Source organism: Nocardia cyriacigeorgica (assembly GCF_010868145.1).
Lineage (GTDB): Bacteria > Actinomycetota > Actinomycetes > Mycobacteriales > Mycobacteriaceae > Nocardia > Nocardia cyriacigeorgica_D.
The window spans coordinates 22,851-49,603 of the sequence record NZ_JAAGUY010000024.1 but is presented as its reverse complement, the minus strand read 5'-3'; the positions used below and the strand labels follow the sequence as shown (position 1 = coordinate 49,603).

24 protein-coding genes are annotated in these 26,753 nt (G+C 68.2%); 13 read left to right on the top strand and 11 right to left on the bottom strand.

All coding sequences use genetic code 11. The features are described 5' to 3' along the window. Positions 1-67 precede the first annotated feature (67 nt). Positions 68-2,788 carry a UvrD-helicase domain-containing protein gene (locus GV792_RS22875; protein WP_163826347.1) on the bottom strand — a complete coding sequence of 907 codons (2,721 nt, stop codon included), beginning with the start codon at positions 2,786-2,788 and terminating at the stop codon, positions 68-70. Positions 2,789-3,185: 397 nt separating this feature from the next. Here GV792_RS22875 and GV792_RS22870 point away from each other — a divergent pair, with 397 nt between their 5' ends. Then, a complete protein-coding gene (locus GV792_RS22870) occupies positions 3,186-3,479 on the top strand; it encodes a chorismate mutase (RefSeq protein ID WP_163826383.1) in 294 nt (97 codons plus the stop codon). Between the two features lie 142 nt (positions 3,480-3,621). Here the strand turns inward: GV792_RS22870 and GV792_RS22865 are convergent, their stop codons facing one another. Beyond that, a complete protein-coding gene (locus GV792_RS22865) occupies positions 3,622-5,076 on the bottom strand; it encodes an NAD-dependent succinate-semialdehyde dehydrogenase (protein ID WP_163826346.1) in 1,455 nt (484 codons plus the stop codon). A 167-nt stretch (positions 5,077-5,243) separates the two neighbouring features. Here GV792_RS22865 and pgi point away from each other — a divergent pair, with 167 nt between their 5' ends. After that, entirely contained in the window at positions 5,244-6,896 is a 1,653-nt protein-coding gene (gene pgi / locus GV792_RS22860) for a glucose-6-phosphate isomerase (RefSeq protein ID WP_163826345.1), read from the top strand. Positions 6,897-6,911: 15 nt separating this feature from the next. Here the strand turns inward: pgi and GV792_RS22855 are convergent, their stop codons facing one another. The 3 genes from GV792_RS22855 to GV792_RS22845 form a co-directional block, all read right to left on the bottom strand. Next, positions 6,912-8,111 (bottom strand): Cmx/CmrA family chloramphenicol efflux MFS transporter, encoded by a 1,200-nt coding sequence (locus GV792_RS22855; protein ID WP_163826344.1) that lies wholly within the window; start codon positions 8,109-8,111, stop codon positions 6,912-6,914. Positions 8,112-8,483: 372 nt separating this feature from the next. Next, on the bottom strand, positions 8,484-9,887 hold the full coding sequence (locus GV792_RS22850; RefSeq protein ID WP_175584687.1) for a hypothetical protein: 1,404 nt from the start codon (positions 9,885-9,887) through the stop codon (positions 8,484-8,486). Then, complete coding sequence (locus tag GV792_RS22845; protein ID WP_163826343.1) at positions 9,823-10,584, bottom strand: crotonase/enoyl-CoA hydratase family protein; 762 nt, start codon at positions 10,582-10,584, stop codon at positions 9,823-9,825. The genes GV792_RS22850 and GV792_RS22845 overlap by 65 nt, the downstream gene beginning before the upstream one ends. Positions 10,585-10,647: 63 nt before the next feature. Between GV792_RS22845 and GV792_RS22840 the strand changes: the two genes are divergently transcribed. The 4 genes from GV792_RS22840 (at position 10,648) to GV792_RS22825 (ending at position 14,353) form a co-directional block, all read left to right on the top strand. Then, positions 10,648-11,430 (top strand): TetR/AcrR family transcriptional regulator, encoded by a 783-nt coding sequence (locus GV792_RS22840; protein WP_163826342.1) that lies wholly within the window; start codon positions 10,648-10,650, stop codon positions 11,428-11,430. Beyond that, positions 11,417-13,036 carry an acyl-CoA dehydrogenase family protein gene (locus GV792_RS22835; protein WP_163826341.1) on the top strand — a complete coding sequence of 540 codons (1,620 nt, stop codon included), beginning with the start codon at positions 11,417-11,419 and terminating at the stop codon, positions 13,034-13,036. Before GV792_RS22840 ends, GV792_RS22835 begins: the two co-directional genes overlap by 14 nt. 25 nt (positions 13,037-13,061) lie before the next feature. Beyond that, a complete protein-coding gene (locus GV792_RS22830) occupies positions 13,062-13,733 on the top strand; it encodes a nucleoside/nucleotide kinase family protein (protein WP_163826340.1) in 672 nt (223 codons plus the stop codon). Between the two features lie 68 nt (positions 13,734-13,801). Beyond that, on the top strand, positions 13,802-14,353 hold the full coding sequence (locus GV792_RS22825) for a potassium channel family protein (protein ID WP_163826339.1): 552 nt from the start codon (positions 13,802-13,804) through the stop codon (positions 14,351-14,353). Positions 14,354-14,469: 116 nt separating this feature from the next. On the opposite strand, the gene GV792_RS22820 is transcribed toward GV792_RS22825, so the two are convergent. Beyond that, entirely contained in the window at positions 14,470-15,156 is a 687-nt protein-coding gene (locus GV792_RS22820) for a pyridoxamine 5'-phosphate oxidase family protein (protein ID WP_163826338.1), read from the bottom strand. A gap of 72 nt (positions 15,157-15,228) precedes the next feature. On the opposite strand from GV792_RS22820, the gene pdxR reads away from it, so the two are divergent. Then, entirely contained in the window at positions 15,229-16,608 is a 1,380-nt protein-coding gene (gene pdxR, locus GV792_RS22815) for a MocR-like pyridoxine biosynthesis transcription factor PdxR (RefSeq protein WP_163826337.1), read from the top strand. Between the two features lie 63 nt (positions 16,609-16,671). On the opposite strand, the gene GV792_RS22810 is transcribed toward pdxR, so the two are convergent. Beyond that, positions 16,672-17,691: an aldo/keto reductase gene (locus tag GV792_RS22810; RefSeq protein ID WP_163826336.1), complete on the bottom strand. Its 1,020-nt coding sequence runs from the start codon at positions 17,689-17,691 to the stop codon at positions 16,672-16,674. 151 nt (positions 17,692-17,842) lie between these two features. Here GV792_RS22810 and GV792_RS22805 point away from each other — a divergent pair, with 151 nt between their 5' ends. Both GV792_RS22805 and GV792_RS22800 read left to right on the top strand, forming a co-directional pair. Continuing rightward, positions 17,843-18,418: a TetR/AcrR family transcriptional regulator gene (locus GV792_RS22805; protein ID WP_163826335.1), complete on the top strand. Its 576-nt coding sequence runs from the start codon at positions 17,843-17,845 to the stop codon at positions 18,416-18,418. A 57-nt stretch (positions 18,419-18,475) separates the two neighbouring features. Next, positions 18,476-19,342, top strand: coding sequence for an Fpg/Nei family DNA glycosylase (locus GV792_RS22800; protein ID WP_163826334.1), 867 nt, complete (start codon positions 18,476-18,478; stop codon positions 19,340-19,342). Positions 19,343-19,434: 92 nt separating this feature from the next. On the opposite strand, the gene GV792_RS22795 is transcribed toward GV792_RS22800, so the two are convergent. Next, positions 19,435-20,946 carry a carboxylesterase/lipase family protein gene (locus GV792_RS22795; protein WP_163826333.1) on the bottom strand — a complete coding sequence of 504 codons (1,512 nt, stop codon included), beginning with the start codon at positions 20,944-20,946 and terminating at the stop codon, positions 19,435-19,437. Between the two features lie 215 nt (positions 20,947-21,161). On the opposite strand from GV792_RS22795, the gene sigK reads away from it, so the two are divergent. Together sigK and GV792_RS22785 are read left to right on the top strand one after the other, a co-directional pair. Further along, positions 21,162-21,818 (top strand): ECF RNA polymerase sigma factor SigK, encoded by a 657-nt coding sequence (gene sigK / locus GV792_RS22790; RefSeq protein ID WP_163826332.1) that lies wholly within the window; start codon positions 21,162-21,164, stop codon positions 21,816-21,818. Continuing rightward, a complete protein-coding gene (locus GV792_RS22785; RefSeq protein WP_163826331.1) occupies positions 21,811-22,803 on the top strand; it encodes an anti-sigma factor in 993 nt (330 codons plus the stop codon). The genes sigK and GV792_RS22785 overlap by 8 nt, the downstream gene beginning before the upstream one ends. A 15-nt stretch (positions 22,804-22,818) precedes the next feature. On the opposite strand, the gene GV792_RS22780 is transcribed toward GV792_RS22785, so the two are convergent. From GV792_RS22780 to cobF, 3 genes are read right to left on the bottom strand one after another with little or no spacing between them, the layout of a single operon-like run. Continuing rightward, a complete protein-coding gene (locus tag GV792_RS22780) occupies positions 22,819-24,243 on the bottom strand; it encodes a dihydrolipoyl dehydrogenase family protein (RefSeq protein ID WP_163826330.1) in 1,425 nt (474 codons plus the stop codon). Positions 24,244-24,249: 6 nt separating this feature from the next. Next, positions 24,250-24,495 (bottom strand): DUF2630 family protein, encoded by a 246-nt coding sequence (locus GV792_RS22775; RefSeq protein WP_163826329.1) that lies wholly within the window; start codon positions 24,493-24,495, stop codon positions 24,250-24,252. A 52-nt stretch (positions 24,496-24,547) separates the two neighbouring features. Next, positions 24,548-25,297, bottom strand: coding sequence for a precorrin-6A synthase (deacetylating) (gene cobF / locus GV792_RS22770; protein ID WP_163826328.1), 750 nt, complete (start codon positions 25,295-25,297; stop codon positions 24,548-24,550). A gap of 66 nt (positions 25,298-25,363) precedes the next feature. Between cobF and GV792_RS22765 the strand changes: the two genes are divergently transcribed. Further along, positions 25,364-26,170 carry a thymidylate synthase gene (locus GV792_RS22765; RefSeq protein WP_309139144.1) on the top strand — a complete coding sequence of 269 codons (807 nt, stop codon included), beginning with the start codon at positions 25,364-25,366 and terminating at the stop codon, positions 26,168-26,170. Continuing rightward, complete coding sequence (locus GV792_RS22760; protein ID WP_163826326.1) at positions 26,167-26,667, top strand: dihydrofolate reductase; 501 nt, start codon at positions 26,167-26,169, stop codon at positions 26,665-26,667. Before GV792_RS22765 ends, GV792_RS22760 begins: the two co-directional genes overlap by 4 nt. Positions 26,668-26,753 lie beyond the last annotated feature (86 nt).

Below are 26,753 nucleotides of genomic sequence, written 5' to 3'. Positions count from 1 at the left end.
GGCGCGCTTTTGCCGCGCCGACATCAACGCTCGAGGCATCGACGTGTGGACCTGCGCGAACCGGCTCTCAGAGCTTCACCAGGGTGCGGCTGAACTGTGGAATGAGGCGGATCTTGCCCGCGGTACCGAAATCGATGGTGACCGTGGCCAGCGGGCCGACACCGTCGGCGGCGACGACACGGCCGAGGCCGTATTTGTCGTCGCTGACTCGGTCGCCCACCGCGAGCACGAGATCGACATTGTTGCGTTTGACGCCGCCGGCACGGGGCGCCGGACGGCGTTCGCGCACACCGGGACGCGGCTCCGACCATCCCTCGGTCCAGTCGCGTTCGAAGTCCTCGTCACCGCGACGACGGCCGGTGCGCGATCCACCCGAGCTCTTGGGCTCCAACCGTTTCCAGTCGATCAGATGGCCGGGGATCTCCTGCAGGAACCGTGACTCCGGATTGGATACCGGCTGGCCCCAACCCGAACGCACCACCGCACGGCTCAGGTACAGCCTGCGCCTGGCTCTGGTGATGCCGACGTAGGCGAGGCGACGTTCCTCGGCCAGCTCGGCCGGATCGCCGAGCGCGCGCATATGCGGGAACTGGCCGTCCTCCCAGCCGGTGACGAACACGACCGGAAATTCGAGGCCCTTCGCCGTATGCAGGGTCATCATGGTGACCACGCCCGCACCCTCATCCGGGATCTGATCGGTATCGGCGACCAGCGATACCCGCTCCAGGAACGCGGCAAGCGAGCCGGGTTCGGGTTCACCGTCGGCAGCTTCGGGCAGCATGCCTTCCGCGCGGGCGGCCTCGGCGTTGTTGTTGGCCTCGGAGCTGAATTCCCGCGCGACGCTGACCAGCTCGTTCAGATTGTCCAACCGGGCGCCGTCCTGCGGATCATCGGAGGCTTCCAATTCGGCGCGGTAGCCGGTGCGATCGAGCACCGCCTCGACCACATTGCCGACATCGGGGAAATCGGCGTCCGGCCGCGCACCGGCCGCCCTGATCTCCTCCAGCAACTCCAGAAAGCCCGAAATCGCGCGCTGGGCCCGGGTGTTCAACAGTGCGACATTCCCGTCGGCGGCATCGCGCAGTGCGGCGGCGAAACCGATATCCCGCTGCTCGGCATGTACGGCGACGCAGGCTTCGGCGCGGTCGCCGATGCCGCGGCGCGGGGTGTTGAGGATCCGGCGCAGGCTCACCGCATCGTCCGGGTTTTCCAGTACGCGCAGGTAGGCGACGACATCGCGGACTTCCTTGCGCTCGTAGAAGCGCACCCCACCGACTACCTTGTAGGGCAGGCCCATTCGGATGAAGATTTCTTCCAGTGCCCTCGAGTTGTTGTTGGTGCGGTAGAAGACCGCCACATCGCCGTAGGTGGCCTCGCCCGCATCGACCAGGCGGTCGATCTCGCGGGCCACGAACGAGGCCTCGTCATGTTCGTTGTCGGCGACGTAGCCGGTGATCAGATCACCCTCACCGGAATCGGTCCACAGCCGCTTCTCGCGCCTGCCCTCGTTGCGGGCGATCACCGCGTTCGCGGCGGACAGGATGTGCTGGGTGGAGCGGTAGTTCTGTTCCAGCAGGATGGTCTCGGCATCGGGGAAGTCGCGCTCGAACTCCTCGATATTGCGGATCGTGGCACCGCGGAAGGCGTAGATGGACTGGTCGGCGTCACCGACGACGCACAGTTCGCTCGGCGGTACCCGGTGCTCGTCCGGTTCGGCCCAGTCGTCGTCGGACCCGGCCGCCGCTGCGGCGCCGGCGGCTGCGTCATCGGCACCCGCCGTATCGGCGGCCGGACGGCTCGCGTGATGCCCGACCAGCTCGCGGACCAGGATGTACTGGGCGTGGTTGGTGTCCTGGTATTCGTCGACCAGGACGTGCCGGAACCGCCTGCGGTAGTACTCCGCGACCTGCGGGTGGCTCTGCAGCAGTGCGACCGTTTCACCGATCAGGTCGTCGAAGTCCAGGGCATTCGCCGCGCGCAGTCTGCGCTGGTATTCGGTGTAGACCCGCGCGACGAGGCCGGGCAGTTCGGCGTCATCGGATTCGGCGTCGGCGGTGGCCTGCTCCGGGCTGATGAGCTCGTTCTTCAGATTCGAGATGGCGGTGGCCAGCAGGCGCGCGGAGTATTTCTTGGTGTCGATCTCCTGATCGCGGCTGATCATCGTGAGCAGCCTGCGCGAATCATCGGCGTCGTAGATCGAGAAGTTCGAGTTCAACCCCGGCAGCAACGCCGACTGCATGCGCAGAATCCGCACACAACTGGAGTGGAACGTCGACACCCACATGTTGTTCGCCCGTGGACCGACGAGGCCGATGACCCGCTCACGCATTTCCGCGGCGGCCTTGTTGGTGAAGGTGATGGCCAGGATCTGGCCCGGTGTGGCGCCGCGCGCGGCGAGCAGATAGGCGATTCTCCTGGTCAGCACGGCCGTCTTGCCGGAACCGGCGCCCGCGACGATCAACAGCGGGGCGCCGGTGTGCACCACGGCCGCACGCTGCTGCGGATTGAGCCCGTCGATCAGACGCTCGGTCTCCTCGCTCTTCCGCTGCTCGGCCTCGGCCCGGCGGTGGCCCGCCTCGGTGCGGCGCTGCTGCTGTTCGGCGGTGAGCCGTTGTTGCTTGGCCCGTAGGCCACCCTGCGCCGCCGCGCGACCACCGGCCGCGGTATCCGGCGCCTGCGGCGATTCCTGAGCCTGCGGCGCGTGCTGGGCCTGCGGTGAGTTGCCGGAACGCGGTTCGGGTTCGGGCCGATGACCGCCATGCGTCTCGGGAGCCAAGGTGCTGTCCATCGTCTGTCCACGCTACCGGCGCGCACCGACAGAGTTGAACTCCTGGGCAGACCAGTTGACGTCTCGGTACTCACCGAGACAACGACGGGTGAACAGCCGCAGGTCGGCGCGGCCACGAAGCTGTGAACGCGTTCTCAGCAGATTCACAAACGTAACCGTTTTGCATAGCTATAGACCCGTGGCAGACTGGCCACATGGTCAGGGCTCCTGCAAGACATCTCTATCGGATGTCCCCCGAATATCGGGATCGCGGACTTTGCACCTGAGCGCCCCCACTGGGGAGACAATGCTGGGGGGACAATGCAATGCCCACCAGGTCTGTTTCACGGTGAAAGAACTGATCGGTAACACGCTGCCCGCGTCGACCGATCCACGTTCTGACACGAGGAGATGAATGATGAGCACCCCTGCCACGACGACCGGGTCCGATTCGGCTCTGCCTCATACCGAGGCGGAGATCGAAAAACTCCGCAAGGAGATCGACCGGCTCGATGCCGAGATCCTCGCCGCGATCAAGCGCAGGACCGAGATCTCGCGGATCATCGGCCGAACCCGTATGGCGTCCGGCGGGCCGCGCCTTGTGCACAGTCGTGAGATGAAGGTGCTGGAGCGATTCAGCGAACTTGGCCAGGAAGGCCACACCCTCGCGATGCTGTTGCTGCGGCTCGGTCGCGGCCGCCTCGGCCACTAACTCCCCCTCGCCCCGTCCGGCGCCACCGCGGCAGGACGCACGGGCGTCCCGAACTGCGCGGCGATCGCGAGGTCGTCGCTTCCCCCATGACCGCCCCGGGTGTTCACACCCCGGGGCGGTCGTCTCGTTCGTTGCGATCGACTCAGGTCAATGCGATGTACTTGGTGGACAGATACTCCTCGATGCCTTCGGTGCCGCCCTCACGGCCGAAACCGGACGCTTTGACCCCGCCGAACGGTGCCGCGGGATCGGAGATCACGCCACGGTTGATGCCGACCATCCCGCTCTCCAGGCCCTCCGCCACCCGCAGCGCCCGGTCCAGATCCCGTGTGTACACGTAGCTGACCAGGCCGAACTCGGTGTCGTTCGCCGCGGCCAGGCCCTCGTCCTCGGTGTCGAAAGTGACGATCGGCGCGACCGGTCCGAACACCTCCTCGCGCAGGATCCTGGCCCCCGACGGAATATCGGTCAGGATCGTGGCCGGATAGAACCAGCCGGGCCCCTCCGGCGCCTTACCGCCGAGCCGGACGGTCGCGCCCGCGCCGACAGCGTCATCGACCAGGTCACGAACGGTATTCAGCTGGTTCTCGTTGATCAGCGGGCCGAGGGTGGTATCCGGATCGATGCCAGGACCGAGGGTCACCGATGCGGACATCGCCTCGATCAGTTTGGTGGTGAATTCCGCCACGACGCCGCGCTGGACGTGGAAACGGTTGGCCGCGGTGCACGCCTCGCCGCCGTTGCGCAGCTTCGCCAGCATGGCGCCCTGCACGGCGGCATCGACGTCCGCGTCGTCGAACACCACGAACGGCGCATTGCCGCCCAGTTCCATCGACGTGCGCAGCAAACCGTGCGCCGACTGTTCGACCAGGGTGCGGCCGACCTCGGTGGAACCGGTGAAGGTCAGCTTGCGCAACCGGGGATCCTGCAGCAGTGGTCCGGTGACAGCCCCGGAACGCTTGGTGGTGATCACCGAGAGCACGCCGTCGGGCAATCCGGCCTCGCTGCACAGTGTGGCCAGCAGCAGCATCGTCAGCGGCGTCTCGGAGGCAGGCTTGACGATCATGGTGCAGCCGGCGGCCAGTGCAGGACCGATCTTGCGGGTGCCCATGGCCAGCGGAAAGTTCCACGGCGTGATCGCCAGACACGGCCCGACGGGCTGTTTGTGCACCATGATCCGCCCGGTGCCCGACGGTGCGTGCAGGTAGCGGCCGTGCACGCGCACCGCTTCCTCGCTGAACCATCGGAAGAATTCGGCGCCGTAACGCACTTCGTTGCGGCTTTCGGGCAGTGCCTTGCCCATCTCCAGCGTCATCAGCAGCGCGAACTCCTCGGCACGCGCGGTGAGCTGTTCGAAGACCGCCCGCAGGATCTCGCCACGTTCGCGAGCGGGAGTGGCGGCCCAGTCGGCCTGTGCCGCGACGGCGGCGTCCAGCGCGCGCATCGCGTCCTCGGGGGCGGCGTCTGCGACGTGTGTGAGGACCTGACCATCGGCCGGGTTGTACACCGGGAACGTCGCACCGCCGGTGGCATCGGCTCCTGCGCCGATCCACAGTTGCGTGGGTACGGATTCGAGTACTTCGCGTTCGGAGACCATGAGCCAAGGCTAGGCGTACCCCCGCGTTCAGCGCGGCCGATGACGGACGATGTCCGGCAGTGCCTGTCAGGCCGCCGCCACTGCCTTGCGCCTGATCTGTTCACGGCGCACCGTGTTCGGCACCGTTCGCGTGCATGCGCGCGAGGGGGCTACTACGCTCGGCGGACGTGAGCAGCGACATCACCGCATCGGCGGCCTGGCGGAAACTGCACGACCACCACAGCGCTGTTTCCGGCCGGACGCTACGGGAATTCTTCGCCGAGGATCCCGCACGCGGTCGTGAGCTGACGGTGACGGCGGGTGATCTGCACATCGACTACAGCAAGCACCGGGTCAACCGGGAAACCCTGCAGCTGCTGGTCGAATTGGCGCGGGAAGCGGGCGTGGAGCAGCGTCGCGACCGGATGTATCGCGGCGAGCACATCAATACGTCCGAAGACCGGGCCGTCGGGCATATCGCCCTGCGCCTGCCCGCGGGCGAATCGCTGGTTCTCGACGACGCCGACGCGGGCACCGAGGTGCATCGGGTGCTGGCGCGAATGGGTGCCTTCGCCGATGAGGTGCGGTCCGGACGGTGGCGCGGCGCCACCGGTGAGCGCATCGCGACCGTGGTGAACATCGGCATCGGCGGCTCGGACCTCGGTCCGGTGATGGTGCATCAGGCACTGCGCCATTACGCGATCGGTGAGACCGCCGACACGACCATCGGTGCGCGTTTCGTCTCGAACGTGGACCCGGCCGATCTGGTCTCGAAGCTGGCCGGGCTCGATCCGGCGACCACCCTGTTCGTCGTGGCGTCCAAGACGTTTTCGACCCTGGAGACCCTCACCAACGCGACCGCTGCCCGTCGCTGGGTGGTCGCGGCGCTCGGCGAGGATGCGGTGGCCAAGCATTTCGTCGCCGTGTCGACCCATGCCGAGCGGGTCGCCGAGTTCGGTATCGACCCCGCCAATATGTTCGGTTTCTGGGATTGGGTGGGCGGACGCTATTCGGTCGATTCGGCGATCGGCCTGTCGGTGATGATCACCATCGGCAAGCAACGCTTCGCCGAATTCTTGGCCGGCATGCACAGTATCGACCGGCATTTCGCCACCACACCGCTGGAACAGAACGCGCCGGTGCTGCTCGGCCTGATCGGGGTCTGGTACGCGAACTTCTTCGGCGCGGAATCGCGTGCGGTGCTGCCGTATTCGAACGATTTGGCCCGCTTCCCCGCCTATCTGCAACAGCTGACCATGGAATCCAACGGCAAATCGGTTCGCGCCGATGGCACTCCGGTCACCACCTCGACCGGCGAGATCTTCTGGGGTGAGCCGGGTACCAATGGCCAGCACGCCTTCTACCAGCTGCTGCACCAGGGCACTCGGCTCATCCCGGCCGACTTCATCGGCTTCGCCCGCCCCACTGATGATCTGCCGACCCGCGACGGCACCGGCAGCATGCACGACATCCTGATGAGCAACCTGTTCGCGCAGACCAAGGTGCTGGCCTTCGGCAAGACCGCGGAGGAGGTCGCCGCGGACGGCACCGACCCGAAGCTCGTCCCGCACAAGGTGATGCCCGGCAACCGGCCGAGCACCACCATCCTCGCGCCGCAATTGACCCCGTCGGTGCTCGGGCAGCTGATCGCGCTGTACGAGCATCAGGTCTTCGTCGAAGGCACCATCTGGGGCATCGACAGCTTCGATCAGTGGGGCGTCGAGCTGGGCAAGCAGCAGGCGCTGGCGTTGGCTCCGCTGCTCACCTCGTCCGAGGACCCGGCGCCGCAGGGCGATTCGTCGACCGATGCGCTGATCCACTGGTACCGCGACCACCGCTGACGGGACCGGCCCAGCTCAGTGTGTCGACGTCTCAGCCACCGGTTCCTTCGCGGTAGGCGCGGGTGCCTTCGTACGCCCGGCTGCGGTAACAACCGTTGCCAGAGCGGCCAGCGCCGCACTCGTCCACAACGCCGAGGAGACCGATCCACTGATACCGATGACGACACCGGCGGCTGCGGGCCCCGCGGCGGCCCCGGTATTGAAGGCGGTGGTCGCGAACGCTCCGCTGAGCCTGGGCGCGGTAGGCGCCGCGGCACGCACGATGCGGCCGATCACGGTGGATCCGACCGCGAAGGACGTCGCACCGGCGATCACCGCCATGATCAGCAGGACAGGCAGCAGGGACACGGTCAGCGCGGTGGCGCCCCAGACGATCGGCAGCACGACGACACCCGCCGCGACCACGAGTGAGGTCTGCCGGTCGGCGAATCGACCCGCACCGCTCACCCCGGCGAACGATCCGATACCGAACAACGCCAGCACCACCGGCACCCACGCCTCCCCCACACCGCCGACCTCGGTCACCACGACGGCGAGGTAGGTGAAGCCTGCGAACGTAGCCGCGTTCACCAGGGCACCGACCACCATGGCAACCCGCACTCCCGGGGCCCCTACGGCACTGAGCTCACCGCGCAATGGCCGGTGACCGCCGCTCGGCTCGTCGCGGCGATCACCGGCGGGTACCAGCAGCCATGTCGCGGCGAGTGCGGGTACTCCGACCAGCACCACCGCCCAGAATGCCGACTGCCAGCCCAGCGCTCGTCCGAGTATCGCGCCCGCAGGCACACCCGCGACACACGCGAGGGTGACACCGGACAGGATGATCGAGGTCGCTCGGCCGACCCGATCCGCGCCCACAAACGCAGGCAGCCCGGCGAGCGCGACGGCTAGGAAGCCGGCATTCGCGACCGCAGCCACCACGCGTGTCGCGAGCAACAGACCGAAGGTCGTGGTGAGGGCACCGACGAGATGCGCGGCGAGGAACACTGCCAGGAACCCGGCGAGCGAGTACCGCGCCGGCCAGCGGCTCGCGGTTGCCGCCATCACCGGTGCGCCGATGATCATCCCCACCGCGAACAGCGAGGTCAGCAAGCCGGCCGAGCCGATCGGCACGCCGAGATCGACGGCCATGGGTTCCAGTAGACCCGACAACATGAATTCCGAGGTGCCCTGGGCGAATACTGCTGTGGCCAGGACGAATACGACTATCGGCACGAGAGGACTCCGTGAGGTGTGATGACCGGATGCGCCGTCGGCCGGGATGGCTCGACGACGAGGCAGGAATTCGCGCACTACGCGCGGGACCAGAAGCCGGGCCGGATCTCGGCCGCGAATGCGGCGCGGCGTCGTCGGCGCATGCGAAACCGGTGACGATCAGTCGTCACCGCGCATCGGTACACCACAACGCCACCTGACAGATCGGCCAGGTCGCTAACGTCTGGAGGCCTCCGGGGACATCACGGCGCACACGCTAGCAGTGCGAGACGGTGTCGAGCGATGGGTTTTCCGGGGGGTGCCCAGCCAGGCGCGGGGCCGGGCATTCGATGAGGGCCGCGAGTCGACGTCCCGCGACTCATCCCGTGGCGACTACCAGCCGCCGATCGGTAGCTCGAGCGAACGAGCCATGTCCTCGGCGAACGTGCGCAACACCCCCGAACTCGGGATGAGTGTCGGATCGAGGCCGACCAGCGCCAGCGTGTAGGTATCGGACGTGCGGGACAGGTAGCCGGACAGACGCGTGCGCGGACGGCGGGCAAAGGTCAGGCCGGGATGGATGGCGCGGGCGGCGATTCCGGTGCAGTCGTGCGGGCCGAAGGTGTGCAGGCTCGGCGGCAGGGCGCCGATATTGGAGCAGAGGATGTCGCGTTCGCCTGCGCCACGCGACATCGCATAGGCCAGCCGGTCCGAGACCAGTTGCAGGGTCTGTTCGGGTAGCCCCGCGGGGCTGGTCATCCGGCGCTCATATGCCGCACGGGATTTCGCGCGGATATCGGCCGGCGAGTCCGACGGGGTGACGGCGATCGAGGTCATCGCCAGATCGTTGTCGACGCGGGGCTCGTCCCTCGTATCGACCGGCAGCGCGGCCTCGATCACCGAGCTGGGGAAACCGCTCGCCCACAGCACATTCGCGACGAACCACACGAACAGGCTATTGGGGGTGCCATCGGATCCGGCGGCCGCGCGGTCCCAGTTTTCGGCGGGGATTCGAAGGACCACACCAACGGTCGGCATCACTTCGTCAGGCACGCCGGGTCGGACGGTAGGTCCGCGCCGTGCGCGATCCGGTGCCGCCGCGTCGGTCATCGATTCGGCTCGCCTGGGCGAAGCCCGCGTTGCGGTCCGGGAAAGCACTCGAGCCAGCCCGGTGCCGATGGCCGCTGCAGTCCCGCCCAACACCGTCGCGAGCTGCCGCCCCGCGTCTGCCCACTCGGAGCCCGGCCCTGCTGATGGCACGGATTCGATCGCCAGCCCACGCAGGGCGGTATCCACGGCGATGAGTAGCCCTCGCGCGTCGGCGAGGACGTGGGAGCAGGTCAGGACGATGACGGTGCCGCCGTCGTCGACCGGTGCCGCGGACAGCCGCCACCCGGGGCCGTACTCCGGATCGAGATCGGCGCCGAGGGTGTCGGCCCAGTCGAGCAGTTCGGTCGATGCCATCTCGCGGCCGGGGTCGAGCGGATACGCCCGGGTCGTTGGCTGCCACAACCGACGCGCTCCCGGTACGCGTGCCCTGACCACGCGGCGGCCGAGTGGTCCGTGGCGCAGCCGCGCGTGCAGATCCTCCAGCATCGCGGCCTCGACCCGGTCGGCGGTGCGCCACACGCCTTGCAGGGCGATGGGCGTGCCGAGCCCGCGGTGGGTGCGCAGGAAGATCTCGTCGATGACGGTGAGCCGCGCAGGGGCGGCCCCGCCCGAGCTCATCGGTTCATCGAAACTCTCCATGCCGTCCCGCACCTGCGGCGAAACGGGCAGCGCCGTCGAGAGCACCATCCATGAGCGCACCCATGCCGTGCCGGAATTCGTTGCGCAACGCCGCCTCTTCGTCGAGGCCGTCCTGCTCCAGCAAAGACAGCCGGTCCGACCGCAGGCAGGTCTGCGGTAGCGCGGCGAGCTGGCCCGCGACCTCCTCCGCGACCCTGCGCGCGTCGCCGGTGGGCACCACGCGGCTGACCAGCCCCATCTGCAACGCCTCCGGTGCGCTCACCGGGCGGCCGGTGAGCACCATGTCCATGGCGCGGCCCGCACCGACGATCCTGGGCAGGCGCACGGTGCCGCCGTCGATCAGCGGCACTCCCCAGCGGCGACAGAACACCCCGAAGGTGCTGTCCTGCTCGGCGATCCGCAGATCGCACCACAGCGCCAGCTCCAGCCCACCCGCCACGGCGTACCCGGAGACGGCGGCGATCACGGGTTTGGACAATCGCATTCGGGTGGGGCCCATGGGTCCGTCACCGTCCTCGGTGACCTGGTTGGAGTTCTCCCCACCCATCGATTTGAGATCCGCGCCCGCGCAGAAGGTGCCACCCTCACCCCACAGCACTGCGACGGAAGCGTCGGGGTCGGCGTCGAAGGCACGGAACGCGTCGGCCAGTGTCCGCGCGGTCGGTCCGTCGACGGCATTGCGTGCCTCTGGCCGGTGCAGGATCACCGTGGTGACCGGGCCGGCGTGTTCGACTCTGACACTCATCTCACCGACCATACGGCCTGACACCCCTTGTGTGAAGAAGTGAATTCATGCTTCACTTCTTGCGTGGTGTACCGCAGAACCCCGGCCGTCCAGGCCCGGCTCGACGCGCAGGCGGCACTGATCGTGCAGGCCGCGACCAGGGTGCTGTCCAGAGACGGTTTCGCCGGCCTGTCCATGGCGGCGGTGGCGGCCGAGGCCGGTGTAGCCACCGGAACGGTGTACAAGCACTTCGAGGGCAAGGCCGATCTGGTCACCGGTGTCTTCCGCAAGGTGGTCACCCGCGAGGTCGAGGCCGTCGCGGCGGCGGGTTCCGGCGGCGACGCCGCACAACGGGTCAGCGCGGCCGTCGAGACCTTCGCCGTGCGCGCGCTGAAGAATCCGAAGCTCGCCTACGTCCTGCTCGCCGAACCCGTCGACGCGGCGATCGACGCCGAACGTCTGCGATTCCGGCGCGCCTTCGCCGAGACCTTCGAGGCGGCGGTGGCCGACGGCGTCGCCCGTGGCGAGCTGCCCGCACAGGACGCGCGGATCAGCTCCGCAGCCATGGTCGGCGCGATCGGTGAGGTACTTGTCGGGCCGCTCGCCCATGCGCCGCACACCGAATCCGTCGTCCCGGAACTGGTGTCGTTCGCGCTGCGCGCCCTCGGAGTGCGCCGCGGGCCGCGCCCGGATACCAGCTGGCCGTCGGCACCCATCACGACCACCGCATCCCTCTCCGAATCGCCCAAGGCCGGTCCGGCACCCGGCACCCATCCACTCACCCCCGATCCGGTGAGCGCCGACGGCATGGCGACCATGCCGTTCCCCGCGGTCACGCACCCAGGAGCACACGATGCAGACGCATGAAGTCTTCAACCAGGTTCCGCCGATCGTCCCGTTCGACGTCTCCCGTAACCCGGCCCTGCTCGAAGGGCTGCACCGGGAAGGTGCGGGCTGGGCCGAGGCCGAGGTCCGCGAACTCGGCGCGCTGGCGGGCAGTGCACGCGCCCAGGAGTGGGGCAGGCTGGCCAACGAATACCCACCGGTGCTGCACACCCACGATCGCTACGGTCACCGCATCGATGAGGTCGAGTTCCATCCGCACTGGCATGACCTGATGGACGTGGCGGTGTCACATGGCCTGCACGGCGCGCCCTGGCTCGACGATCGACCGGGCGCGCACACCGCGCGCGCGGCCAAGTTCTACACGTGGGGCGCCGCCGAGGCCGGGCATATGTGCCCGATCTCGATGACCTACGCCGTTGTCCCCGCGCTGCGCAACAACCCGGAGCTCGCCGCGAAATACGAGCCGCTGCTCGGTTCGCGCACCTACGATTTCGGTCTGCGGGAGCCGTCGACGAAGGCTGGCCTGATCGCAGGCATGTCGATGACGGAGAAGCAGGGCGGCTCCGATGTGCGGGCGAACACCACCACCGCCACCCCGCAGCCGGACGGCTCCTACCGGATCGTCGGGCACAAGTGGTTCACCTCGGCGCCCATGTCGGATATGTTCCTCACCCTGGCGCAGGCGCCCAGCGGGCTGTCGTGTTTCCTGCTGCCGCGGGTACTGCCCGACGGCACCCGTAATCCCATCCGGATCCAGCGGCTCAAAGACAAGCTGGGCAACAAGTCCAACGCCTCCTCGGAGATCGAATACGAGAACGCCACCGGATGGCTGGTCGGCGCCGAGGGTGCGGGTGTCAAGACCATCATCGAGATGGTGAACATGACCAGGCTGGACTGCGTGATCGGTTCGGCCACCGGTATGCGGGTCGGCGCCGTCTTCGCGGTGCATCATGCCCGTCATCGGGAAGTATTCGGCGCCAAGCTGATCGACCAACCCGCGATGGCGAACGTGCTGGCCGATCTGGTCATCGAATCCGAGGCGGCGACCACGGTCATGATGCGCCTTGCCGGCGCCACCGACCGCGCGAGCAGCGATCCCGCCGAGGCCGCGCTGCGCAGGATCGCCCTGGCCGTCACCAAGTACTGGGTGTGCAAGCGCGCGCCGTCGCACGCGGCGGAGGCACTGGAATGTTTCGGCGGCAATGGTTATGCCGAAGAGTCCGGGATGCCGCGGCTGTACCGGGAGGCGCCGCTGATGTCGATCTGGGAGGGTTCGGGCAATGTCGCGGCGCTGGACGCGTTGCGCGCCATGGGCCGTCAACCGGAGACGGTGGAGGCCTACTTCAACGAGGTGAACCTGGCCCGCGGAGCGAACCCGCGGCTCGACGACGCCATCGACCGGGTCGGTAAGGAACTGTCCGACCTCAGCGATATCGAATACCGCGCCCGCCGCGTCATCGAGCTGATGGCGCTGGTTCTGCAGGGCGCGCAGCTGGTACGGCACGGCCATTCCGCCGTCGCGGACGCCTTCTGCGCGACCAGGCTCGGCGACGACTGGGGTATCGCCTTCGGCACCCTGCCGACCGGTGTCGACACCACCTCCATCATCGAGCGGGCGTTCGTCTGACACACACGCGCGTACCGTCACGCCGGTGGCGGCTGATCCGGAAACGACCGTGGCCGCGCTCGCCGAGCGCGTACGAACCCGGGCCGACGGGCGCGCGGGCCGACACCTGCTCGGCATCGCGGGCCCACCCGGCACCGGGAAGTCGACGCTGTCGGCGACGTTGCGCGATGCCATCAACGTCGCCGCCGGCTCCGCGGTCGCCGAGCTCGCCCCGATGGACGGCTACCATCTGCCCAACGCACAACTTCGGGCCGCCGGACGACTCACGGGCAAGGGCGAACCCGATACCTTCGACGTCACCGGATTCGTCGCAGGCCTGAACCGGTTGCGGCACACCCCGATCGGTGAACCGGTGCCCTGGCCGACGTTCGACCGCGTCACCGACGAGCCCACACCCGGCGGCATCGTCGTCACCCATCAGCGGATCGTCATCGCCGAGGGCAACTATTTACTCGTCGAGCACGGGCCGTGGTCGGCGGTGCGACTCTTGCTGGACGAGTGCTGGTACCTGACCACCGACCGGAACATCCTCATCGACCGACTGCTGAGCCGTCACCTGCGCGGCGGACGAGACGAAGCAGCCGCTGCGGTCAAGGTGCACGACAGCGATATGGCCAACGCCGAACTCGTCGCGACCACCGCACACCGGGCCGACCTGGTGCTGTACGGCCGAGACACCCGGTATTACCTGGGCTGACCGGCCAGACGTTCATCGATCCGGCGCGTATCACCGCGCGCCGCGCCGGACCGGTCGATCATGGACCGATGACGGCGATCCCACAAACCTCCCGGCGCGCGCACGCCCTGCGCAATATCGGCACGGTGGTGTGCGCGCTGCTGCTCTACTACTGCGTTCCGATCGGCTCGGATTTCGCCACCACCTGGCCCGCCCGGATCCTCACCCTGATCGCGTTCGTCGCGGGAGTCGTCGGTCTCGCCTGGCTCGGCTACCGGCGGATCACGCAGTACATCGCCGCCATGGAGGACACCACCCGCCGGGTCGACGGGCTGCTGTTGGTGGTGTCGGTCGTCGTGGTCTTCTTCGCGCTGTTCTACTACATCCTCGACGACCGCGGCACGAATCAGTTCTATGGCATCGACACCCGCACCGACGCCCTGTATTACACGGTGTCGACGCTGGCCACGGTCGGCTACGGTGATATCCATGCGGTCGGCCAGGCCGCGCGCATCGCGAGCATGGTGCAGATCGTGTTCGATCTGGTGGTGCTCGGCACCCTGATCACCGTGCTGACGACCAGTGTCACCCGGCGGCTGGAACTGGTACGACAACAGCGGAAGCCGGACGCGGCGAATTAACCTGGTGCCATGTCGGATTCCGCCGAACACGAACAGATCGCAGCGGTGAGCGCACACGGTGTCGCACCTGCCTCGCCCGCGGAGGTCACCGCCGCGCTGTCCGAGCTCGCCTTCGGTCAACCCGACTGGCGGGCGGCGCACCGCTGGGATACCGAGGACGGCACCGCAACTCCGCCATCGAGGTCCGGCGCGGACACCGGCGGATCCCACACCTGACGCGTCGGCAACACACCTGCCCACACACCGCCCGCTCTAATGTCGTCGGCATCGTCGCTCGGTCCACCAGCGCGCATCTTCACCGATGCCTCGGTGAGCTCGAGCGCGAGGACAACGGTCGCGGCCAGTTCTTTCTTGTTCGGCGGCCGGACCCGATCCCAGGAGCCCGGCGCCGCGTGCTCGACGATCACCCGGAGTCCGTGCAGCCGCTGCTGCGGATCGGTGATCTCGACGGCGCGACCGAGCACCACAGCCGACCGATAGTTCATCGAGAAATGCATGGCGGACCGGGCATAGACCACACCGTCGACCAGGGTGACCGCCACCGACACATCCTGCGCCAACGCCGCCCGCATGTTGCCTGCGCCGGTGGACCCATGCAGGTAGAGCAGGTTTCCGTCGCGGCCGTACGCCGTAGGAAGCACCACGGGGTTGCCACCGAGCAGGACACCGAGGTGGCAGATGAGTCCCGCATCGAGGACCGCATCCAGATCGGCGCGGTCGGTCCTGGCGCGATCCTTCAGCCGCGTGGGGGTGCTGCGCGGGGTCGGTGAGAGCGGAGGCCGGAGCAGGGCTTGTTCGGTCATGTGTTTCACCCTGCCGGAAGCAATGGCATCATTGAATAGCCAATTTTGATAGAGAATGAAAGGCCACTTTCGGTGTCCGAGGTTATCGCCGAACTGCTCGACCTGGACCGTGCGAGCGCCACACCGCTGTCGGTGCAGCTCGCCGACGGGCTGCGCCGTGCCGCGACGTCCGGTGCGCTGCGCGGCGGTGACAGATTGCCGTCCTCGCGGTCACTGGCCGAGCAGCTCGCCGTCAGCCGCACGGTGGTCGCCGCCGCCTACGATCAGTTGCACGCCGAGGGTTGGCTCGACGGCCGACGCGGGTCGGGAACTTACCTGACCGCAGCGCCCCTACCCGGGCACCAGGGTGCCACCGCCGCCACCCCGCCCACCGAGCCGACGGCACTGCTCGATCTCGGCCCCGGCGCACCCTGCGTGCCCGCCATCGACCGGCCCGCGTGGCGGCGCGCCTGGCGAGCCGCCGCGGACCGTGACCCCGCGGTGCGCAAAGATCGCCGCGGCGAGCCGCAGTACCTGGCGGCTGTTACCGAACATCTGCTACGCCATCGCGGGCTCAGCGCTGGCGGCGGCACTGCGATCCTGGCGACCTCGGGAACCAGTGCGGCGGTGAACGAGATCGCCTGTGCTGTATTGCGTCCCGGTGACAGTGTCGCCATGGAGGATCCGGGGTATCAGCGGGCGGTCGGAGCCTTCCGCGCGGCAGGCGTCCAGGTGGTGCCGGCGCCGGTGGACGACGAGGGCCTGCGGCTCGACGCGTTGCCGGGTGGCATCAAGGCCGTGTATTGCACTCCGGCGCACCAGTTCCCGCTGGGCGAACGGATGACAGCAGCTCGCCGTGTCCGGCTGGTCGACTACGCACGGGCCAATGATGTGCTGCTCATCGAGGATGACTACGACGGTGAACTGCGTTATGACACCGCCCCCTTGCCCTTGTTGGCGGCCATGGCGCCCGACGTCGTCGTCCACCTCGGCACGACGAGCAAGATCCTGTCCCCCACCCTCGGTGCGGGCTGGTTGGTCGCCGCGCCCGAGATCGCCGATGCGGTGCTGGCGTACCGGGCACAGATCGGCAGCTCACCGAGCCCCGCCGGACAGCTGGTTCTCGCCGAGCTGGCTGCATACGGCGACCTCGCCCGGCACCTGCGCAGGCTCCGCCGGATCATGCCCACGCGACGCGCCTTCGTCGTGGACCAACTACGCCGCCGCGGGCTGACCATCCGTGGCGACGACGCCGGTTCACATCTCGTGGTCCCGCTGCCGACCGTCGACGCCGAGCACCACGCCGTCGCCGCGGCCCGCCGCCGTCGTGTCGCACTGGACGGCCTGTCGCGCCATCACATCGGACCGCAACGCGCCTTCGGGGTGGCGCTCGGCTACTCGGCACTGCTGGACGCCGACTTCACCACCGCGGTACCGATCGCCGCCGAATGCCTCGCATCGGCGTTGCGGTAGTCGAGAACCGACACCCGGGCTCGGCTTGAGCTTCGCCGAGGCAACAGGATCTACCGGAGCGGTTCAGCGACGCCGCAGGTTCGCGTCGAGCAGGGCGGGCGGAGCATCGTGCTTCTCGTGCGCGGCGAGGTCGACGCCAGGAGCGACGATGGCATCAATCGCGTCGAGCACGTCGCCGGGCAGCAGGGTGTCGGCGGCCGCGAGCTGCGAGCGCAGATGGTCCATCGTGCGCGGACCGATCAACGCGCTGGTCACGGCCGGGTGCGCGGTGACGAATCCGAGCGCGAGCTGGATCATGGTCAGACCGGCCTGGTCGGCAACCTCGGCCAACTGTTCGACAGCGTCCATTTTGGCCCGGTTGGCCGGGACGGTGCGGTCGAAGCGTTCCGGCATGAATGACGAACGGCTGGTGGCGATTTCCCGGTCCGCCCGGATCGCACCCGACAGCCACCCCGAAGCCAGCGGGCTCCACACCAGCACGCCGAGCCCGTACTGTTCGGCCACCGGCAGGACGTGAGCTTCGATGCCGCGCTGCAGAATCGAGTAGCTCGGCTGCTCGGTGACGTAGCGGCTCAGACGGTTTTCCCGAGCGGCCCACTGCGCTTGCACGATGCGGTACGCGGGGAACGTCGAGGAACCGAAGTAGCGGATCTTCCCGGCGCGCTGTAGATCGGTCAGCGCCGACAGCGTCTCCTCGTCACTGGCACTCGGGTCCCATCGGTGGATCTGGTAGAGGTCGACATGGTCGACCCCCAGCCGGCGCAGGCTGTTGTCCAGCGCGGTAACCAGCCACCGGCGCGAACTTCCGCGATGGTTGCGCTCGTCATCCATCGGCATAGCCGCCTTCGTAGCCAGCACGATGTCATCACGGCGACCGGCGATAGCCGTGCCGACCATTTCTTCGGACTCTCCGCGGCCGTACCAATCCGCGGTGTCTATGAGGTTTATCCCGGCGTCCAGGGCCGCGTCAACCATCGCGGTGACCTCGTCCTGGACGGTGCGGCCGGTGGCGCCAAAGTTCATCGCACCGAGTGCGAGCGCGCTGACCTGGACACCGGTGCGGCCCAGAGTGCGGTACTGCATACGTGTTTCTCCTCGAGAGCCGCGCCCGTTCGCGGCGCGTGAAGTGGTGTCCACCAGCCCGTTCTGACATCCTGAACAAGCGGAACAACGTTCCGATAACCAACATACGGAACGTTGTTCCGTTTGCCAACCCTCGAGCAAAGGCCAAGCAGTGAGTGACAGCGGGTCCGGCAGCCCACGCAAACGAGCCGACGCCCGGCGCAACGAGCAGACCCTGCTGGATGCGGCCGCCGCCGCGTTCGTCGCATCGGGCGTCGACGTTCCAGTGCGCGATATCGCCGCGCGGGCGGGGGTCGGCGTCGGCACGATCTACCGGCATTTCCCGACCCGCGCCGATCTGATCGTCGCGGTCTACCGGCATCAGGTCGAGGCGTGTGCCGAGGCAGGCCCGGCGTTGCTGGCGAGCAGCGACTCACCGCATGCGGCACTGGGGCGATGGATCAACCTGTTCGTCGACTTCCTGATCACCAAACACGGTCTCGCCGAAGCGTTGCAGTCCGACGACTCGGCCTTCGACACGCTGCACGCCTATTTCCTCGACCGCCTGGTTCCCGTGTGCGCCCAGCTACTCGACGCCGCGGCCGAGGCAGACGAGATCATCTCCGGCACCGACGCGTACGAACTGATGCGCGGGGTCGGCAATCTGTGCATCGGCGCGGATAACAACCCGCGCTACAACGCACGGCGGATGGTCGGGCTCGTCATCGCGGGACTGCGTCGCCACTAGAGGTGGGCCTGCGGCGACAGCCCGATTCTGTCGGTGGTCGCAGGTAGCCTTGGTCGCGTGCCCGAACTACCGGAAGTGGAGGCGTTGGCGCAGTTCCTCCGGGAACACGCGGTCGGCGCGGTGGTAGGGCGTGTCGATGTGGCGGCGTTGAGTGCGGTCAAGACCTTCGATCCGCCGGTCACCGATCTCTCCGGGCGCGACGTGACCGGCGCGGGCCGGTGGGGCAAGTTCCTCGGCATGGACTGCGGCGGACTGTGGCTGATCACCCACCTCTCCCGCGGCGGCTGGCTGCGCTGGACCGACAATCCGAGCGCGACACCACCGAAACCGGGCAAGGGGCCGCTGGCATTGCGGGTGCATTTCTTCACCCCGGAGGGCGCCACCCCCGCCTTCGACCTCACCGAGGCAGGTACCAAGAAGCGGCTCGCGGTCTACATCGTCGACGATCCCGAGCACGTCCCCGGCATTGCCCGGCTCGGCCCGGACGCACTCGACATCACCGAGACCCAGTTCGCGGAGATACTCGCTGGCACCACACAGCGCATCAAGACCACACTGGTCGAGCAGTCGCTGCTGGCGGGCATCGGCAACGCCTACTCCGACGAAATCCTGCACACCGCCCGCATCTCGCCGTTCGCCACCGCGAAATCCCTGCCCGAAGACAAGGTGTCGCAGCTGTACGAGGCTATGCGGACGGTGCTGCTCGATGCCGTGCAACGCTCCGTCGGACAGGACGCCGCCCGGCTCAAAGGCGAAAAGCGTTCGGGGATGCGGGTGCACGCACGCACCGGCCTGCCGTGCCCGGTATGCGGCGACACCGTCCGTGAGGTCTCCTTCGCCGAACGTTCGTTCCAGTACTGCCCGACCTGTCAGACCGGGGGCAAGATCCTCGCCGACCGGCGCATGTCCCGGCTGCTCAAATGAGCAACGTGTGAGGGTCGCAGTCGTGCATCCGGCGTGAGTCGCCGACGCCGCCAGGCCCTTCCGGCACCCCGATATTCGCGAGCGATCCGCCCCTAGTGCACCAGCTTCGGCATCCGAATGCCCTCCCACGCCAGCCGCTTCGCGCGCTGAGGGTCGTGTTCGACCCGGCTCGGCGCATCGATGATCAACGTGCTGCGACGATCCTCGGTATAGGCGGGCCACGACGGTAGCGGTGCGCCGGTATGCGCGAAACGTAGCCAGTTGTCCTGGAACTGCCTGGTCACCGACACCAGGCCGCGACGACCACCCGCCGCGGTGAGCGCCCGGCCGAACGGGCTGTCGGCGATGCCGAAGACCGGCATCAGGTCGGTCGCGTGCGTGGCGCCGATACCTGCGAGCCGCAGGGCGCGGGGTGCGAAATCGTAGCGGTAGGCGTAGGTGGGCGCGTACCTGCTGTGCCCGGCCATCACCGCGACCGATGGGCGCCAGAACACGAAATCGCCACCGGCGCGGATGGCCGCAGTCGAGTCCGGGTAGCCGGGGTAGGCCGCCCGCACGCGTGCTTCGGCAGACGGATCACCGACGGCGGTGCGCAGCCGATCCGAGGTGGTCGGCAACGCGTAGTCGGCGAACTTCGCGAACAACGTGCCTTCGTTGTTGCAGGTGCCGATGATGAGCGGCACGCGATGGGCGTTGCCGTCGGCGATCGCATCGATCGGCGCTTGCGGCAGCAACGTCCCGTCGACGACGGGTGCAGCCGCAAAGAAACCGGGCCGTTCCCGCAGCGAATTCCGCATCGCCCGCCCGAACGCCCGGTGGATATCGATGGCCGCCGCCTCCGACAGCACCTGCCCGGCATTGTCCGGTGTCGCGCCGAGTGCGTCTACACAGCGGCGGGCGATCAGCCGCGCATCCTCGGCGGACAATGCCCAGTCGGCGGGCGCGCTCTGGGCGATGGCCTGATGGAACAGCCCGGCAGCGGAGGGCGTGGCGAGCAGACTGAGCACCGCGTGAGCACCGGCCGATTCGCCGAAGATGGTCACATTGCCGGGATCGCCGCCGAACGCCGCGATATTGGTGCGCACCCATTCCAGGGCCGCGATCTGGTCGCGCAAGCCCAGATTCGAATCGAACGGCCGCTCGTCGGTGCCGAACTCGCCGAAATCGGCGTATCCGAAGGCACCGAGTCGATAGTTCAGCGAGACGACGATGACGTCCCCGCCGACGGCCAGCCGCGCACCGGAGTAGAGACTCAGGGCCGAGGTACCGAACATGTACCCGCCGCCGTGGATGAAGACCATCACTGGCAACGGGCTGCTACCTACCGAGACCGGTGCGGTCACATTGAGCGTCAGCGCGTCCTCGCTGGTCGGCTGATACCGCCGCGCCCCGATCTGGGCGCCGGTCCGATGCTGCATCGCGGCGTAGGCGAACTCCGTCGCCGGACGGACTCCGGTCCAGGGTTCGACCGGCTCCGGCGCACGGAAGCGCAGTGCGCCCACCGGCGCAGCCGCATAGGGAACGGACCGCCAGCGGATCACCCGGCGGCCACGGTGACCACGGACAACGCCGTCCGCGGTCGAGACATCTGTCGACGCGACCATTTACCGATGGTAACGACAACTGGCAATCTGCCAACAGAAGTAAACCGAAATTCACCATGGGGTGCCTCGATTCGGCCACCGGGATGACGCCTTTGCGCAACACTGAAACCCGTGCTCCGACGAGGCCACCAGCGTGGCTCAGGCCACACACCGGACTTGCGGCCGATCCGGCCGGACAGCTGCGGCGAACCTGCCGGGCGGTCGAGGAGGCCGCGATGACGAGCGAGCCGGGTCCGATGCCGTTCATCGGCCGCGTCGCGCCGGACACGGCTGCCGAGCAGGGTGCGTGCCCGGCCCGCAACGGTAACGGTGACGCCAGGCGCCAGCTCGACGGTCTGCTGAAATCGACCGCAGCAGGCGACCGAGAGGCCTTCACCAGGTTCTATCGCGAAACCAGCCCCCGCGTGTTCGGGCTCGCCCTTCGGGTGTTGCGCAGCCCGACCGCCGCCGAGGAGACCACCCAGGAGGTGTACTTGCAGGTGTGGTCGACGGCCGAGCGGTACGACCCGGCGCTGTCGAGCCCGATCGGCTGGCTGATGATGATCACCCATCGCCGTGCCGTGGACCGCGTGCGCAGCGAGAGTTCCGCCGCCGGACGCGACGCCGTCTACGGCCACACCCACCTCGGACGCGATCACGACATCGTCGCCGAAACCGTCGGGCAGCGGCTGGAAGAACAGGATGTCCGTGATTGCCTCGACACGCTGACCGTCACGCAGCGCGAAGCGGTTGCTCTCGCCTATTACAGTGGCCGGACCTACCGGGAGGTCGCCGACCACCTCCACTCTCCGTTACCCACTGTGAAAAGCCGCATCCGGGACGGGTTGAAGCGCCTCCAGGACTGCCTGACCGGAGTTGCTCGCGATGACTGACGCGCCCCCACCCGACCATCCCGACGATCACGACCTGCTCGACCTGGCGCATGCGTACGCCCTCGACGCCGTTACCGAGGCCGAACGCGACAGCATCGAACAACGCCTCGCCACCTGCGACCCGGAAACCCGGCGGACCTTCGACCAGATCGTGCGGGACGTGCGAGAAGCGATGGGCGCACTATCGGCCCTGGATGCACAGACACCACCGGCCGCGCTGGAAGGACGGATCCTCGACGCGATCGAGGTGCCAGGCGATCGGGATGAACCAGATGGCCCCCTCGCCGACGACGCCGGCTCCTCGCCCGACGCGTCGGGCGACGGCGAACCCGACAACGGCGACGACCCGACGAACCCCGCCGATCCCGACCGCCCCGCGGACACACCCGGCACCGGCAACGCCCGTCTGAACATCGCCGACAACTCCGTCGACGTCGCCGACAGCGGTCAACCCTCCGACACCAGCGATATCCCCGACCAGACCGGCAACACCGCCGCCGCGCCGGCCGACGAACTCGCCGCAGCCCGCGCCCGCAGGCGCACGCTGCTGCGGTGGGCCACCGCAACTGCCGCCGTAGCCATCGTGGTCGCCATCGGCGCAGCCGTATTCGGCCAGCGCACCGAGGAATCGCCCGCACGGATGGTCACCGCAGACCAAGTGCTGCAACAGCCCGACGCCCGCACCGCGACCAGCCCGGTCAGCACCGGCGGCACCCTGGTCGCGTACATCTCGGACGAGCTGGGCGCGGTCGCGGTCACCTTCGACGCGGTGCCCCCGCCACCGGACGGGTACGCGCACCAGCTCTGGCTGATCGGTCAGGAGGGAGTTCCCCGGTCCGCCGGGGTGCTGACCGGTCTACCGACGCCCGATGCACCGTACGTCGCCGAGTTCGCCGCTTCCGATCAGCTCGCGGTCACCGTCGAACCCGACGGCGGTTCACCGGGCCCGACCACCGATCCGATCGCCGCCCTACCCCTGACCTGACCGCGTGACCGCGCGTCAGGCCCGCCACGCCTCCAGTAGCCGCAACCAGAATTCGCTGACCGCCGGAAACGCCGGCACCGCATGCCACAGCGTGTCCAGCGGTACCTGCCCGACCACCGCGATCGTCGCGGCGTGCAATTGCTCACCGATCTCGGGGCCGACGAAGGTCGCGCCGAGCAGCGTGCCCGGTGCGGTGTCGATCACCAGCTTGGCCCGGCCCGCGAAATCGTCACGGGCCAGCGCGGATCCCGCGACGGCGATATCGAGTTCGACGGTGTCGACCGCATGCCCAGCCTCGCGGGCGGCCTCTTCGGTGAGGCCGACCGATGCCAGCTCCGGATCGGTGTAGACGACCTGCGGGACCTGCGCGTGGTCGGCGGTGGCGGCGTAGCGCGGGCCGGTCAGCGGCCTGCTCTCGGCGCGGGCGGCGATCACGTCACCGCAGATCCGGGCCTGGTATTTGCCCATATGGGTGAGGGCGATGCGATGGTTCACATCACCGACGGCGTACAGCCACGGCATGCCGGGGACGGTCAGCTGATCGTCGACCTCGACATAGCCGGGCGCCAATCCGACCGACTCCAGCCCGAGTTCCTCGGTGGCGGGTCTGCGTCCGGCCGCCACGACGATCTCGTCGGCTTCGAGCTCGGATTCGTCGCTGCCGTCGCGCACGGTCACCGTCACCGGCCCGCCGTGGACCCGGCCTGCGCCGGTGTCGCGCGCGTCGGGTCGCGCCACGCGCACCGGCTCGGCGCCGAACCGGATCCGGACGCCACGCCCGGTCAGTGCCTCGGCGATCCGGTCGCGGGCGAACGGCTCGACGCGCCCGAGCAGCGAGCCGCCACGCACCACCATGGTGACCACCGAGCCGAGCGCCGCCAACCAGGTCGCGGCCTCACACGCAACGACACCGCCGCCGACGATCAGCACCCGGCGCGGCACCTCGGCCAGGTTGGTGACATCGCGCGAGATCCACGGCAGGGCCGCGCGCAGACCCGGCACATCGGGGATGTTCGCCGTCGTCCCGGTAGCGATCACGACGGCATGCCGGGCGCGCAGCGTACGTCCACCGACTTCGACCGCACGTTCACCGGCCAGACGACCCGCACCGCGCACCACTTCGATGCCGGTGTCGTGTGCCCAGTCGGCCTGGGACGAATCGTCATGGTTGTGCACGAATTCGTCGCGCCTGCGCAGCACCGCGGCCACGTCGAGTCCGTCGGCGCGCACGCCGGGCATCGCACGCGCACCGCCGAGCACATGCCAGGGGCGCAGCAGTGCCTTGCTGGGAATACAGGCCCAATACGAGCATTCGCCGCCGACGAGCTCACGCTCGACGATCGCGGCAGTCCGCTCACTTCCCGCGACGGCGTAGGAGGCGACGTTCTCCCCCGCCGGGCCGCCGCCGATGACGATGACGTCGAACTCGGTGGTGTCCACTGGGCGCTACTGGAGGTAGCCCTCGACCTGTCGTGCCGAGCTGACCTGCGTATTATCCGGTGATTCACCCGCGTCGATGCGGGCCCTGCGATGGCGGAGCAGATCCCAGCACTGATCGAGCATCACCTCGAGTTCGGCCAGCCGCTGCCGTTCCGATTTCGGATCCAGCTCGCCCCGCGTCGCCTGCGACCGCAGCTTGTGCTCCTGCTCGACCAATTCCTTGATGCGCCCCAGGATGTCCTGTTCGGTCATAGGCCCACTGTACGGACCCGGGCCCGTCGATCCGGCTGATTCGCGCGGCGGTTCAGTCGGGTGCGCGCAGCAGATAGGTGTCCATGATCCAGCCCTTCTCCGCACGCAACTGGTCCCTGCGCTCGCGGATCCGGTCGCCGACCTCGGCGACCAGCCCCTCGATGAGTACTTCGTCGGGCATCCCGAGGTAGGCGCCCCACCAGATCCGGGTCGCGCCGGGCACGCTGGTGAACGCACACTCGCCGTCGAGCATGACGACCGTCGATCCGGCGTCGAGCCCCTCCTCACGCAGCCGGCGGCCGGTGGTGATGTGCACCGGTTCACCGATGCGGTGCAGCACCGTCCTGTGGCAGGCAGCCAGCGCCTGCACACTGGTCACGCCGGGGATCACGGTGTAGTCGAAGCCGATGGTGCCGCGCGCGAGGACGCGTTCGACCATGCGCAGGGTGCTGTCGTAGAGCGACGGGTCGCCCCACACCAGAATCGCGCCGACGCCGTCGACCCGCGCGAACTCCTTTTCCAGTAGCAGCGAGCGGCGTTCGTGCCAGTCGGCGACCACCTCGCGGTAATCCGAACCATCCATCGGGTTGCGTTCACGCGGCGGGTCGGCGATCTCCACGATCCGGTACGGACGATCCATATGCTCGGCGAGAATGGTCGTGCGGACGTCGACGAGCTCCTGTTTCTCGGCCCCTTTGCCGATCACAAAGAACACCTCGGCCTCGCGCATGGCCTTGATGGCCTGCACCGTCACCTGGTCCGGGTCGCCGGCGCCGATGCCGATCACGTACAGCTTCCGCATGCGGCGAGCCTATTGGCCCGGCCCGCCGAGTCGGACGGGCCGGGTCCCCGAACTATGCTCGAGGTCGTGGCCACCACCCCAGACACCCAGTACGAAGAGTTGCTCCGTCAGGTGCTCACCACCGGCACGAAGAAAGCCGATCGCACCGGCACCGGCACCCGCAGCGTCTTCGGCCATCAGCTGCGCTACGACCTGTCGGCCGGGTTTCCGCTGATCACCACCAAGCGGGTGCATCTCAAGTCGATCGTCTACGAGTTGCTGTGGTTCCTGCGCGGTGATTCCAATGTCGGCTGGCTGCGTGAGCACGGGGTCACCATCTGGGATGAATGGGCGGCGCCGGACGGCGAGCTCGGCCCCGTCTACGGCGTCCAATGGCGGTCCTGGCCCACCCCGGACGGCAGCCATATCGACCAGATCTCCCAGGTGCTGCGGACCCTGCGCGAGGACCCGGATTCGCGGCGCATGATCGTCTCGGCCTGGAATGTGGCCGAGCTGGACAAGATGGCGCTGGCACCGTGCCACGCGTTCTTCCAGTTCTACGTCGCCGACGGCAAACTGTCGTGCCAGCTGTATCAGCGCAGTGCCGACCTGTTCCTCGGCGTTCCGTTCAATATCGCCAGCTACGCGCTGCTGACCCAGATGGTGGCCCAGCAGGCCGGGCTCGAGCCCGGAGATTTCATCTGGACCGGCGGTGACTGCCATATCTATGACAATCACGTCGAGCAGGTCTCCGAACAGCTGACCCGCGAGCCGTACCCGTTCCCCACCCTGCGGCTGCGCCGGGCACCGTCACTGTTCGATTACGCCTACGACGATGTCGAGGTCGTCGACTACCAGCATCACCCGGCGATCAAGGCCCCGGTGGCCGTGTGAGTTCCACGCGCGTCATCGGTCTCATCTGGGCGCAGACCCTCGACGGCGTCATCGGCGTCGACAACCGGATTCCGTGGCGGGTGCCCGAGGACATGGCCAATTTCAAGGCCGTCACCATGGACCATCCGGTGGTGATGGGCAGGCGCACCTGGGACTCGCTGCCACCGCGGTTCCGCCCGCTGACCGGGCGCCGCAATATCGTCGTGACCCGCCAACCGGATTGGGCCGCCGACGGCGCCGAACGCAGCGCCTCGCTGCCGGAGGCACTCGAACTGGCAGCACCCGATGACGTCTGGGTCATCGGCGGCGGCGAAATCTACCGCGCCGCACTCGATTACGCTACCGAACTGCTCGTCACCGAGATCGACGCCGACATCACCGGCGACGCGTACGCACCGGCCATCGGCCCGCAATGGCACGCCGAGGCCGACACGCCATGGCAGCAGTCGAGTGCCGGACCGCGCTACCGGATCCGCCGGTTCACCCGACGCGGCTGAATACCGCGTCGCATCGCCCGGCTCAGAGCGGGCAAGCTCGCAAAACACCCGAGCGGCGGTGGCGGGTCGGGCATACTCAGCGGTAT